14 protein-coding genes are annotated in these 12,721 nt (G+C 64.7%); 6 read left to right on the top strand and 8 right to left on the bottom strand.

The window, feature by feature from the left end:
• Nucleotides 1-15: 15 nt before the first annotated feature.
• From ggt to mtgA, 4 genes are all read right to left on the bottom strand, one after another.
• Nucleotides 16-1,596, bottom strand: a complete 1,581-nt coding sequence (gene ggt, locus DW352_RS16980; protein ID WP_115692446.1) for a gamma-glutamyltransferase — start codon at nt 1,594-1,596, stop codon at nt 16-18.
• Nucleotides 1,597-1,625: 29 nt separating this feature from the next.
• A complete protein-coding gene (locus DW352_RS16985) occupies nt 1,626-2,033 on the bottom strand; it encodes a hypothetical protein (protein WP_115692447.1) in 408 nt (135 codons plus the stop codon).
• A gap of 37 nt (nt 2,034-2,070) precedes the next feature.
• Nucleotides 2,071-2,256, bottom strand: a complete 186-nt coding sequence (gene rpmF, locus DW352_RS16990; RefSeq protein WP_115692448.1) for a 50S ribosomal protein L32 — start codon at nt 2,254-2,256, stop codon at nt 2,071-2,073.
• Nucleotides 2,257-2,339: 83 nt separating this feature from the next.
• Complete coding sequence (gene mtgA / locus DW352_RS16995; RefSeq protein ID WP_115692449.1) at nt 2,340-3,056, bottom strand: monofunctional biosynthetic peptidoglycan transglycosylase; 717 nt, start codon at nt 3,054-3,056, stop codon at nt 2,340-2,342.
• Between the two features lie 65 nt (nt 3,057-3,121).
• On the opposite strand from mtgA, the gene DW352_RS17000 reads away from it, so the two are divergent.
• From DW352_RS17000 to DW352_RS17010, 3 genes are read left to right on the top strand one after another with little or no spacing between them, the layout of a single operon-like run.
• Nucleotides 3,122-4,054, top strand: a complete 933-nt coding sequence (locus DW352_RS17000; protein WP_115692450.1) for a polyprenyl synthetase family protein — start codon at nt 3,122-3,124, stop codon at nt 4,052-4,054.
• Nucleotides 4,055-4,063: 9 nt separating this feature from the next.
• Nucleotides 4,064-4,762, top strand: coding sequence for a DUF1345 domain-containing protein (locus DW352_RS17005; RefSeq protein ID WP_115692451.1), 699 nt, complete (start codon nt 4,064-4,066; stop codon nt 4,760-4,762).
• Between the two features lie 9 nt (nt 4,763-4,771).
• Nucleotides 4,772-6,379, top strand: a complete 1,608-nt coding sequence (locus DW352_RS17010; RefSeq protein WP_115692452.1) for a Na+/H+ antiporter — start codon at nt 4,772-4,774, stop codon at nt 6,377-6,379.
• Between the two features lie 50 nt (nt 6,380-6,429).
• Here DW352_RS17010 and DW352_RS17015 read toward each other — a convergent pair whose 3' ends face one another.
• The 4 genes from DW352_RS17015 to DW352_RS17030 form a co-directional block, all read right to left on the bottom strand.
• The gene (locus DW352_RS17015) at nt 6,430-6,864 is read right to left on the bottom strand and encodes a hypothetical protein (protein ID WP_115692453.1); all 435 of its coding nucleotides are present in this window, start codon (nt 6,862-6,864) and stop codon (nt 6,430-6,432) included.
• Nucleotides 6,861-8,111 (bottom strand): flavodoxin-dependent (E)-4-hydroxy-3-methylbut-2-enyl-diphosphate synthase, encoded by a 1,251-nt coding sequence (gene ispG / locus DW352_RS17020; protein WP_115692454.1) that lies wholly within the window; start codon nt 8,109-8,111, stop codon nt 6,861-6,863. Before ispG ends, DW352_RS17015 begins: the two co-directional genes overlap by 4 nt.
• A 166-nt stretch (nt 8,112-8,277) precedes the next feature.
• Nucleotides 8,278-9,183, bottom strand: a complete 906-nt coding sequence (locus tag DW352_RS17025; protein WP_115692455.1) for a DMT family transporter — start codon at nt 9,181-9,183, stop codon at nt 8,278-8,280.
• Between the two features lie 106 nt (nt 9,184-9,289).
• Complete coding sequence (locus DW352_RS17030; RefSeq protein WP_245434155.1) at nt 9,290-9,787, bottom strand: Fur family transcriptional regulator; 498 nt, start codon at nt 9,785-9,787, stop codon at nt 9,290-9,292.
• Nucleotides 9,788-9,960: 173 nt separating this feature from the next.
• Here DW352_RS17030 and DW352_RS17035 point away from each other — a divergent pair, with 173 nt between their 5' ends.
• The 3 genes from DW352_RS17035 to DW352_RS17045 all read left to right on the top strand — a co-directional run bounded on the left by DW352_RS17035 (nt 9,961) and on the right by DW352_RS17045 (nt 12,570).
• Nucleotides 9,961-10,743, top strand: a complete 783-nt coding sequence (locus DW352_RS17035) for a 3-hydroxybutyrate dehydrogenase (protein ID WP_115692456.1) — start codon at nt 9,961-9,963, stop codon at nt 10,741-10,743.
• Nucleotides 10,744-10,882: 139 nt separating this feature from the next.
• On the top strand, nt 10,883-11,974 hold the full coding sequence (locus DW352_RS17040; RefSeq protein WP_115692457.1) for a patatin-like phospholipase family protein: 1,092 nt from the start codon (nt 10,883-10,885) through the stop codon (nt 11,972-11,974).
• Nucleotides 11,975-12,021: 47 nt separating this feature from the next.
• A complete protein-coding gene (locus tag DW352_RS17045; protein WP_115692458.1) occupies nt 12,022-12,570 on the top strand; it encodes an O-acetyl-ADP-ribose deacetylase in 549 nt (182 codons plus the stop codon).
• Nucleotides 12,571-12,721 lie beyond the last annotated feature (151 nt).

Raw genomic sequence — 12,721 nt, forward strand, 5'->3', positions numbered from 1 at the left:
ATTGAAAGCGCCACCTCAATACCCCAGCGCGCAGCCGTCCTTGCGTGGGTCGGAGCCGCCGGTCAGCGTGCCGCGGTCCCAATCGATCTTGATCGTCTGGCCGCCGCCCCACGGCGAATCGGCCATCGCGACGTCGTGGCCACGCGCCTTGAGTCCGTCGATCGTCGCCCGCGACGTGCCGTTCTCGACGACCGTCTTCTCGCCTTCGAAGAAGAAACGCGGACAATCGATGGCCTGCTGCACGTCCATGCCGTAGTCGAGCATGTTGAGGATGATCTGCACGTGCCCCATCGGCTGATAGTGCGCGCCCATGACGCCGAAACTCATGTCGCAGCGGCCGTTCCTCATCGCCAACGCCGGGATGATCGTATGCAGCGGCCGCTTGTCCGGACCGAAGGTGTTCGGATGATCCGGCGCGAGCGTGAAGCAGGCGCCGCGGTTGGTGAGCAGGATGCCGGACTTCTCGGTGCAGATGCCGGTGCCGAAACCCGAATAGAGTGAGTTGATGAACGACACCGCCGTGCGGTCTTTGTCGACCACCGTGAGATAGACGGTGTTGCTGCCCGGCGCCGGGTGCGGCGGCAGCTTGGCGCGCTTGTTCATGTCGATCAGCGAGGCGAGCTTCTTGCCCCACGCCTTGTCGAGCAGCGCCGCGACCGGCGTGCGCATATGCAGTTCGTCGGCGATGTGGGTGTCGCGCACGGCAAATCCCAAGCGCGCCGCTTCCAGCACGAGATGGAAACGCTCCGGACCGTAAGGATCGAGCGACTTGAGGTCGAAGTTCTCGAGGATGTTGAGCATCACCAGCGCGGTGAGCCCCTGCCCGTTCGGCGGAATCTCGACGAGGTCGAGACCGCGATAATTGGTCGAGATCGGCGTCACGGCGTTGCCGCGGTGATTGGCGAAATCTTCTTCGGTCAGGAACGAGCCGCGCGCGGCGACCGTCGCCGCCATTTCCGCGCCGATCTCGCCTTCGTAAAAGCCTTTGGCGCCTTTGGCGGCGATCGTCTTCAACGTCTGCGCCAGCGCCGGAAAACGCATGACGTCGCCTTCCTGCGGCGGCTCGCCGTTGACCAGATAATGCTTCGTCGCGGCGGGATTGGCTTTGAGCTTGCCGACGTAATAGCGCCAGTCGCGCGCAACCCGCGCCGCAACGGGGAAACCGTTCTCGGCATATTGAATCGCCGGTCGCAACGCGCGGTCGAGGCCGAAGCGGCCATGCGCCTTGAGAATCTGCTCCCAGGCTTCAATGGCGCCCGGCACGGTGACGGCATGAATTGACGTGCCGATCTCGGTGAGACCCTGCGCGCGCAGCGCTTCGTAAGACGCCTTGGCGCCCGAGCGGCCCGAGCCATTATAACCCCAGACATCGTGACCCGGCTTCGACACCAGCGTGTAGCAGTCGCCGCCGATGCCGGTCATCGCCGGTTCGACGACGCACAAGGTCGCCACCGCCGCCACGGCGGCATCAGCCGCCGTGCCGCCTTCGCGCAACATGTCGATCGCGGCGAGCGTCGCGAGTGGATGAGAGGTCGCGGCCATGCCGTTGCTGGCAATGACGGGCGAACGGCCGGGGAGTTGGAAATCGCGGCTCATGGCAGGTCCAGCATTGTAGGGAAGTCAGATCAAGAGGCGACGCCTTCGACCGTGAGATCGCGCTGCGCCGAGCGCAGGGTCACGGCGAAGCCGCCGAGCACGTCGACGAACATGATGACGAGCAACAGGAAGAAGGTCGAGGTGCCGGCTTGGCGGACAAGGATAAACTCGACGAGGGCCGCCAAAAACAGCAGCAGCGAGAGGCCGTGATCGACCACGCTGCGCAAGCCGATCCGCGTCGACTTCATCAGTTCGCCGAACAGCAACAGGATCGACAACACAAGCAGCATGTCGCCGGCTGACATGGTCCAGTCGGCGTCCGACATCATGTGCACGGACGTGATCGTGGCTGTCCAGCTCACGCCCGGCATCAAAAACGCAATGATGTTGTAGATGGCGAAAGGAACGAGCAGGAGGGGAAAGCCGAGCATGAACATGAGCGCAGCTTTCTCCCGCTGGACCTGCGGCCGGGCGTTACGCCTCGGTCTTCACCTTGAGGACCTGCCGACCTTTGTACATGCCGGTCTTCAGGTCGATGTGGTGCGGACGGCGCAGCTCGCCCGAGTCCTTGTCCTCGATATAGGCCGGCCGCTTGAGGGCATCGGCCGAGCGGCGCATACCGCGACGCGACGGCGAGGTTTTCTTTTTTGGCACAGCCATGGGACGAAACTCCTGAAAAAGGCGCGATCTGTTCGGGGATTTGGGCGGGCTTATAGAGGAAGGGTGGCGATTGCGCTAGTGGGTCAACGGCCCGCCCGAACGCACGAGGCCAGGCCCGGCGCATGCGCCGCCCGGCCGACATAGAGGCCGGCGAGGCGCCGGAGGCCGGGGCCCGGCCTGGCCGCGTTGCGGGTCACCGGATTGGGCAACGAGGCCGCCAGGAGCGCCGCCTGATAGGACGTCAAATCCCGCGCCGAGCGGCCGAAGGCGCGCCGGGCGCCGGCTTCCGCCCCAAATTCCCCCTGCGGACCCATTTCCGCGACATTCAGGTAGATTTCCAGGATCCGGCGCTTGGACAGCACTAAGTCGATCCAGAGCGCCAGTGGCGCCTCCAGCGCCTTGCGCACCAAGCTGCGGCCCGGCCACAAGAACAGGTTTTTGGCCACCTGCTGGGTGATGGTGGAGCCGCCACGCACGTCATCCAGGTTGTCGGCGTCCTGGATGGCGTCCTGGATTTCAGCCAAATCGATGCCGTAATGGGTGCAAAAGCGCCCGTCCTCGGCAACGATCACCGCCAACTGCAGATGCGGCGAGATCCGCGACAAAGGCACCCAAGTCTGCTCGACCCGCTCGCCCGTGACGCGCCGCCAGATCGTCAAGGTCGAGGGTGGATCAATCACGGCGTAGAGCGGCGTCAGCAGGTACGGCAGAAGCACGAGCGCCAGCAGGACCAGAAAAACGGTCCGCAGGACCCTTGGAACCCGGAGCGACCGGCTGGAATTCTTGGACGGGCGAAACATGCCTGGACCTTAGCCCAATCGTTCGGCAATTGCGGGGGAACCAGGGCTAGGGCTAATTAGCACCTATGGACGCACGATCTCACGATGACTTCGCGCAGCGGCTCACCGCCGTTGCATCCGACACCGAAGCACTGCTCGAGCAGCTGCTCTCCGACCCGCCCCTTCCTGGGGAGCTCGCGCGACCGCCGCGGCTGCTGGCTGCCATGCGGCACGCAGCGCTCGGCGGCGGCAAACGCCTGCGCCCCTTCCTGGCGGTGGAGAGCACGGCGCTGTTTGGCGCCGGCCGGGCCGGCGCGCTGCTGGCCGGCGCGTCGCTCGAATGCGTGCATTGCTATTCGCTGGTCCATGACGACCTGCCAGCGATGGACAATGACGATCTGCGCCGGGGACGGCCGACGGCGCACAAGGCCTTCGACGAGGCGACGGCGATCCTGGCCGGCGACGCCCTGCTGACGCTGGCCTTCGATATCCTGGCGCGCACCGAAGTGCACAGCGACCCGCAAGTGCGGAGCGCACTCGTGCTGGATCTCGCGCGCGGCGCCGGGCTCGGCGGCATGGTGGGCGGGCAAATGCTCGATCTGGCTGCCGAAGGCCGATTCGAAGCGAAGCGTGCGCTCACGCAGGACGAGATTCTGACCTTGCAGGCGATGAAGACCGGGGCTCTGATCCGTTATGCCTGCCGTGCTGGCGCCCTCCTCGGCCGCGCCGACGCCAAAGCCTTCGAGGCCCTCGACCGCTACGGCATTGCCATCGGCAAGGCCTTCCAGATCGCCGACGACCTGCTCGATGTCGAAGGCGACACCGCGACACTCGGCAAAGCCGCCGGCAAGGACGCCGCGGCCGGCAAGGCGACGCTGGTCTCTATCCTCGGCATCGCCGGCGCGCATAAGCGATTGGACGAACTTATCGCCGAGGCGGAAGACGTGCTGGCGCCGTTCGGCGCCAAGGCGGATACTCTGAAGTTCGCGGCGCGCTTCATCGCCGCGCGCAAGAGCTAAGACGCACCCATGGCCACCGAGAATCGGCAGCCCTTGCGCATGATGCCGGTTCAAATTCTCACCCTGCATCGCAAGCTGGTTATTGCTTGCGTTGTGGGGGCTGCCGTCGCCCTCCTGTTGACGCCGACCGGCCTGCGGCTCCCCACGCAATTATTGGTCGGCTGGAACGTCGGCATCGCCGTCGATCTGATCCTGGCCTTCAGTATGATGCGCCGCACCGATGTGGCGCATATCAAACGCCGCGCCGCACAGGTAGACGAAAGCGCGCTCGTCATTCTGGTGCTGTCGATCGGCGCCACGCTTGCGAGCCTCGTCGCCATCGTCTTCGAGCTCGGCGCGTCCAAGCATGCGCAGGGTGTCGAAGCCGCGCTTCATGTCCTGTTGGCGACGACAACCATCCTCCTGTCGTGGACCTTCATGCAGTCCATCTTTTCGTTTCACTACGCGCATGAATATTACGGCGAGCGGGGCGGCAAAATCGGCGGCCTGAACTTCCCGCACGACGATCAGATCGCGAAAGACGACGAGCCGGACTATCTCGACTTCTTGTACTTCGCGCTGGTCATTGGCATGACCTCGCAGGTCTCGGACGTCGCCATCACCAGCAAAGTGATCCGCCGCATGGCGGCGTTGCACGGCGTGCTGTCGTTCTTCTTCAATTTGACCGTGCTCGCGCTGACCGTGAACATGGTGTCGAACATCATCTAGGATGACGCCATGACGGCGATCATGCAGACCGTACTCTTCATGCTGACGGTGCTCGCCGCCGTCGCGGTCGCCGCGCGCAAGCTGAACGTCGCGCCCTCGATCCTCCTGGTGGTCGCAGGCGTCGGCATGGCGCTCATTCCGGGCTTGCCCCCCATCCGGCTGGCGCCGGAAGTGGTGCTGCTCGTCTTTTTGCCGCCGCTGATCTATTCCGCCGGCGTGTCCATGAGTTGGCGCGAGTTCCGCTTCAACCTGCGACCGATCACGTTGCTGGCCTTCGGCTGCGTCGTGTTTACGACCTGCGCCGTGGCGACGGCCGCGCACTATCTGCTCGGATTCGATTGGGGCATCGGCTTTGTGCTGGGCGCCATCGTCGCGCCGCCCGACACGGTCGCGCCGCTGACGATTGCCCGGCAGCTGACGTTGCCGCGCCGTCTGGTGGTCGTGCTGGAAGGCGAGGGCCTCGCCAACGATGCGACCGCGCTCATCCTGTACCGCTTTGCGGTGGCGGCGGTCAGTACCACGGTCTTCTTGCCGACGGCGGCTGTCAGCACGTTCGCCTTGATCGTGGTCGGCGAAATCGCCTTCGGTATCGCAACCGGTTGGCTCAGCCTCCGCCTGCGCAAATGGGCGCATGATCCGCGCGTAGAAATCACGCTATCGCTGCTCACGCCCTACTTCGCGTTCTGGATCCCCGAGCATCTCGGCGGCTCCGGCGTGCTCGCCACCGTCGCCTGCGGGCTTTATGTGAGCTGGAACGGCCCATTGACGATCTCGGCGACGACGCGCCTGCAGGGCATCTTTTTCTGGGACCTCATCGTCTATCTGATCGAAGGCATGGTGTTCCTGCTCACCGGCCTGCAGGCGCGGGCGCTTCTCGAACAGGCACAGGCCTTCACCATCCGCGAGCTCATCGTTGCGACCGCGTGCACGACGCTCATGATCATCGCCGCGCGCTTCGTCTGGGTCTTCCCGGCGACCTATGTCCCGCGCTGGGCGAGCGCCTCTTTGCGCCGACGCGACCCTTCGCCGCCCTGGCAACAAGTCTTCCTGTTATCCTTCACCGGCATCCGCGGCGTCGTCTCGCTCGCAGCCGCGCTCGCTCTGCCTTACGCCATCGTCGGCGACGCGCCTTTTCCGCATCGCGAGCTGATTCTGTTCATCACCTTCGGTGTCATCATCGTCACGCTGGTTGGGCAAGGCCTGATGCTGCCCACCGTGGTTCGCTGGCTGGGGTTGAACAAACTGGGCAAGGCCGAACGACGCCACGAGATTGAAGCGGAGATCGCTGGGCGGAAGGCCGCGCTCGAGGATGTTGTCCGGCGGCTCGAAACCACAGCCAGCGACCGCGGGCTGACCGAGGGCATCCTCGAACATCTGCGCACGCGTAACACTCACCGCATTCAGGTGGTGCCGGACAATCTTCAGGAGGGCGTCGAGCGGGCGCGTGCCGCCGCCGCCATCAAGCGCGAGTTGATCGAGGCGGAGCGCGCCTTCATCTTCCAGCTTCTGCGCGACGGGAAGATCACCGACGAGGCGCGCCGGCGGATCGAATACGAACTCGACCTCGAGGAGGCGAGCCTGAACAACCGGGCAAAGGACGGCGGTGGCTGGATTTAGCTCAGTCGTTCATGGCGAGGAGCGCCGCGCGGCGGCGCGACCCGTGAGCCTCATTTCTCCTCGAACGTCACTTTCACCGATTTCGTCACGTCGAGATGCTTCTTGACCGCCTTCTTCTCGTTGAAGCCGGGCGTCTCGGGCGAATACGTGATCTGCAACGTACGGTCCGTCAGCCATTCGATCTTCGGCGAATCCTTGCGCTTCTCCGGCACGTCGCACGGCCCCGAGAACACTTCATAGGCCTTGTTGCGTTCGGCGAACCCGTCCGGATAGACCGCGAGCAGCACCGAGATGCTATCGAAGCAGAATGGCTTGGGCTCGCCGCCGGCGAGCGTGATGCGCACGGCCTTGAACTTGTTGTCCGGCGAGACGACGGCGGTGACGGTCTTATCCGCGCGTTCGATCGTCAGATACATGTAGAGCGACAGCGCGCCGAGGCCGAGCGCGACAGCGAAGAACAGGACGAAGAACGGCTTGGCTCTCACTCGGCGGCGGTCCGATTCGCTCCGCCGGCGCCGAAGCGGCGCTCGATGTAATCGATCACCATCTGCTTGAACTCGGCGCTCAAGGTAGGACCGCGCAAGGTCGCGGCCTTCTTGCCGTCGATGAACACCGGCGCGGTCGGCGTTTCGCCGGTGCCGGGCAGCGAGATGCCGATGTCGGCGTGCTTGCTCTCGCCCGGGCCGTTGACGATGCAGCCCATCACCGCGACGTTGAGCGTCTCGACGCCGGGATAGCGCGTCTTCCATTCGGGCATCGACGTGCGGATGAAGCCTTGGATGTCGGACGCAAGCTCCTGGAAGGTCGTCGACGTCGTGCGGCCGCAGCCGGGGCACGCCGCGACCAGCGGCACGAAGGTGCGCAGACCCATGGTCTGCAGCAGCTCCTGCGCCACCTGCACCTCGCGGGTGCGGTCACCATTGGGCTCCGGCGTCAGCGAAATGCGGATGGTGTCGCCGATGCCCTGCTGCAGCAACACGCCCATGGCGGCGGACGACGCGACAATGCCCTTGGAGCCCATGCCGGCTTCGGTGAGACCGAGGTGCAGCGCGTAATCGGAGCGGCGCGCCAGCTCGGCATAGACGGCGATCAGATCCTGCACGGCCGAGACCTTCGCCGACAGGATGATGCGGTTCTTCGGCAAGCCGATCTCTTCCGCGCGCGCGGCCGACAGCAGCGCCGACTGCACCATCGCTTCGTGCATGACCTCGCGCGCACCGAGCGGATTTTCGGATTTGGAGTTCTCGTCCATCAGGTGCGTGAGCAATTCCTGATCGAGCGAGCCCCAATTGGCGCCGATGCGCACCGGCTTGCCGTGCTTGATCGCCATCTCGACGATCTGTGAGAACTGTTTGTCCTTCTTGTCCTTGAAACCGACATTGCCCGGATTGATCCGGTACTTGTCGAGCGCTTCGGCGCAGCCGGGGTGATCGGCGAGCAGCTTGTGGCCAATATAGTGGAAGTCGCCGACGATCGGCACCTTCACACCCATCTTCAGAAGCCGCTCCTTGATGTGCGGCACAGCGGCGGCGGCCTCGTCACGGTCGACGGTGATACGCACGAGCTCGGAGCCGGCGCGGGCCAATGCCGCCACCTGGCGCGCGGTGCCCTCGACATCGGCTGTGTCGGTGTTGGTCATCGATTGCACGACGATCGGGGCCGAACCGCCCACCAAAACGCCGCCAACGTCGACCGGAACCGTCCGGTGCCGCGCTTGTGCCGAAGTGCTCATTGTCGTGCTGAAGCCTGCTGTTCTGGACGCGAGAGCCCGCGATGCGGGCTTACTAACACTTTCCCCGATAATGCCCAACGGGGCATCCCCGGAAACTGTTCCATGGGGCCGAAACTGGTGCCAAATCAAGACATTCCGATGACTTGAGCGCCCACTTAGCCGTTCCCTAGGCCTTCCCGGCGCGGTTGACCAGCACCAACCCGGCGGCGACCAGCGCCACCGCCGCCCCGAAGGCCGGCGTGAGCGGCTCGTTCAGAACCAGATGGCCGGCGGCGACGCCGAACAAGGGGGTCAGGAAGGTGAAGGCCGACAGCCGGTTGGCCGAATAGCGCACCACCAGGGCGAACCAGATGACGAAGGTGACGCTCACCACCCAGATGGTCTGATAGGCGAGCGCGCCGAGCGCCAGCGCGGAGGGCATGTGGGTCATGCGCTCTCCGGCCACCACCGCGCAGAAGCCGAGCATCACCACCGAGACGACAAGCTGATACAGCATGACCTTCTCAGACGAGATGCGCGTCAGCTTCGCCTTGATCACCAAGGTGGTGAACGCCCAGGCCACAGCAGCCGCCACCATCATCACGTCGCCGAGCATCTGGCGCGGATCGAGCGCCGGCGTCGGCAGACCGAACGCGAGCAGCATGCCGGCGAAGGACAGTCCCAGCCCAAGCCACTGGAATTTGCTGAAGCGATCCGCCGGCAGGAAAATTCGCGTGCCGAGCACGACGAAGAACGGCGCGAGATAGATGAACAGCACCGCCCGGGTCGCGGTGGTGTAGACGAGGCCCTGGAAGACGAAGACGAATTCCAGGCCGAAGCCGATGCCGGCGGCGATCCCCGCCATCAGGCTGCCGTCGCGCGAGAAAATCGGGATGCCGCGCAGCTTGCACCATCCTGCCACCAGCACGGTGGCGCCGATGGAGCGGATCATCGCTTGCGTATAAGGCGGGATCTCAGGCAGCGCGAGCTTCACCGCGACCTGGTTGAAGCCCCAAGAGAGGCACAGCACCACCACGACGCCGGCGGCAAGCGCATCGAGCGGACGAGTGACGTGACTTGCGGTGGCGGACACGAAGAGGAATTCCCGGCGAGACGTCGGATGTTCTATCCCGCCTGCCCACGCGGCGCCACAGTTCCGCAATCGCGGCGCGTGCCGGCAGCGACGACCGCGAGAGCTCTCAGTTCGCGCTGCAGTGGGCGCAGGTGCCGAAGATCTCGATGACCGGCGTCTTCGGCGTGAAGCCGACGGCACGCGAGGCTGTCCGGATCGTCTCCGCCACCGTAGCGGACGCCGCTTCGCCGACGGCGCCGCATTTCTCGCAGATCAGGAACACGACCGGATCGCCACTATCGTGATTGTGGCCGCAGGCGACGAACGCATTGCGGCTTTCGATGCGGTGGACGAAGCCCTGTTCGCGCAGGAAGTCGAGCGCGCGGTAGATGGTGATCGGCGCGGGCCTCGCGCCGTCCTCGGCCAGCCGATCGATCAGCTCGTAGGCGCCAAGCGGCTGATGCCGTTCGAGCAACGCCTCGAGCACCTGCCGGCGGATCGGCGTCAGGCGCTCCTTGCGGGCGGTGCAGACCGCCTCGGCGTGAGCAATGGCATCGCTAGCACAGCGACCATGATCGTGGTCGGGCGCCGGAAATACCGCGTGGGAATGCGCTTTTTTCGCCAAAGCTTGCTCCGTTCTCACCGGACTGTAGCGGGCTGCCTCAATCGCGGAAAGCTGAACGACCACCTCTAGATATATATTGCACCGCAAAACAAATAGGGGCAGGTTCCGCCCCTCATATCCGACCATCGGCTTCAGCGGCCCGCGGCGGCCGCAAATTCCCACGAGGACGGCCAATGCTTAAAGGCAAGACTGCGCTCATCACCGGATCGACATCCGGCATCGGATTGGCGATCGCGCGCGCTTTCGCGAAAGAAGGCGCCAACGTGATGCTCAACGGCTTCGGCGACAAGGATGCGATCGAAAAAGAACGCGCCGGGCTGGAGAAGGAATTCGGGATCAAGGCCCGCTATTCGGCCGCCGACATGACCAAGCCCGCCGAGATCGCGGATATGGTGAGCGCGACCGAAAAGGAGTTCGGCGCTCTCGACATCCTGGTCAACAATGCCGGCATCCAACACGTGGCGAACATCGAGGATTTCCCCGTCGAGAAGTGGGACGCGGTCATCGCCATCAATCTCTCGTCGTCGTTTCACACCATCCGTGCCGCCATGCCCGGCATGAAGAAACGCAAATGGGGCCGCATCATCAACATCGCTTCGGCGCATGGTTTGGTCGCGAGCACGCAGAAGGTCGCTTACGTCGCGGCCAAGCACGGCCTGGTCGGCATGACCAAGGTGGTGGCAATGGAAGCGGCGAACGACGGCGTCACCTGCAATGCCATCTGCCCCGGCTGGGTGCTCACACCGCTGGTGCAAAAGCAGATCGACGATCGCGCCAAGGCGTCGGGCAAGAGCGTGCGCGATGAAGAGATCGCGCTGCTCTCCGAGAAGCAGCCGATGCACAAGTTCACCAAGCCGGAGAATATCGGCGCCCTCGCCGTGTTCCTGGCGGGCGACGCGGCCGAGAGCATCACCGGCTCGGCCTATTCGATCGACGGCGGCTGGGTCGCGCAGTGATGGTCGGTCGTCCCGGGCGAGCCATAAGCGCGTTCACGCGCGTCTGCGATGCGCTATGGCGAGACCCGGGACCCAGTACGCCTTGTCCGATCGATAGCCTGCGGCGTAAAGGTCCCCGCCTGCGCGCGGACGCCGCCGCATGATCGACATCATCTCGCGCGCCCTCCGCGGCAACAGACGCAAAGCCACGGGGCCGAACGGCGAAAAGCGCATCAATCTCGCATTGCAAGGCGGCGGCGCGCACGGCGCTTTCACCTGGGGTGTGCTCGATTATCTTCTGGAAGATGGCCGCCTTCTCGTCGAAGGCATTTCCGGCACGTCGGCCGGCGCCGTCAACGCCGTGATGCTGGCCGATGGCCTCAAGCGCGGCGGACCCGACGAAGCGCGCAAACGGCTGGCCGATTTCTGGCAGGCAGCGAGCTTGGGCGGCGACCTGCCGCCCCTTCAGCGCACGGTGCTCAACCGGCTGTTTTCGCTATTGCCCGGCGAGGGCCTGCCGACCTTCGACTGGCTCAGCAACTGGTCGCGCTATCTTTCGCCTTACGATCTCAATCCGCTCAACATCAATCCGCTCAAGGATCTGATCGAGCGCTTCGTCGATTTCGATGGCCTGCGTGCCGACACGCGCCAGCTCTTCATCGCCGCCACCAATGTGCAGACCGGCAAGCTGCATATCTTCCCGCGCGACAAGATCTCCGCCGAAGCGGTGATGGCATCGGCCTGCCTGCCGGCGGTGTTCCGCGCGGTCGAGATCGACGGTGTGCCCTATTGGGACGGCGGCTATCTCGGCAATCCGGTATTGTTTCCCTTCTTCCGTACCACCGACACCGAGGACGTGCTGATCGTTCAGATCAATCCGCTGGTGCGCAAGAAGGTACCGACCACGACCCGCGATATCGTCGCGCGCGTCAACGAGATCACCTTCAATTCGGCGCTGATGGCGGAACTGCGCGCGATCGAGTTCGTCAACCGGCTGATCGAACAGAAGCGGCTGCCGCGCGGCACCGGCGAGAACGAGTACCGCCAGATCAAAGTCCATCGCATCGTGCTCGAGGGCCTCGGCGAACGTTTCGCCGGCGCAAGCAAGCTGCGCAACGACTACGAATCGTTCGAGCTGCTGCGCAAGCTGGGCGAGCGTGCGGCGCGCCGCTTCCTCGACGCCCATTACGACAATATCGGCGTGCGTTCGAGCATCGATCTCAAGTCGGAACTCGTGTCGGAGGGAGCATAGCGTTCCCACCTTCGCGGGGCCGACAATGACCGTGCTATTCTTCGACCATGCCCCACCCCACCGCCACGATCGGCAACACGCAACTCGATATCGTCGTCGCCGACATCACCACGCTCGACGTCGATGCCATCGTCAACGCCGCCAACCGCTCCCTGCTCGGTGGCGGCGGCGTCGACGGCGCGATCCACCGCGCTGCAGGGCCGCAATTGCTCGATGAGTGCCGCACGCTCGGCGGCTGCGACACCGGCGACGCCAAAATCACGCGCGGCTATCGGCTAAAAGCGCGCCATGTGATCCATGCCGTGGGACCGGTGTGGAACGGCGGCGGTCGCCATGAAGACGCGCTGCTGGCGAGCTGCTATCGCACGGCGCTCGATCTCGCCGCGCAGCACCGGCTCGCGTCGGTTGCCTTCCCGGCTATCTCGACCGGCGTCTATCGTTTTCCGGGGGAGCGGGCCGCGCGCATCGCCGTCGAAACAGTGGCATCGGTGGTTGCCACGCAGCCGCGGGGGCTCGCCCGCGCGATCTTCTGCTGCTTCTCTGAGGACAGCGCCGCCCATCACACGGCGGCCATCGCCGCGTTAGGGCTGGCTTAACCCTCTTTCGTCGGCGTCATGGGCGGCAGCCATGCCCTTGGCCGACCTTCTCCCGGGCCGGGGAAAGAGCCAAACACCTCAAGCCCCCAAAGGGCGCCCCGTCTGCGCGATTGTTCCTCCATTAACAACTTAGGATCATCCTAAAGGACTA

The sequence above is a fragment of the Pseudolabrys taiwanensis genome (assembly GCF_003367395.1).
GTDB lineage: Bacteria > Pseudomonadota > Alphaproteobacteria > Rhizobiales > Xanthobacteraceae > Pseudolabrys > Pseudolabrys taiwanensis.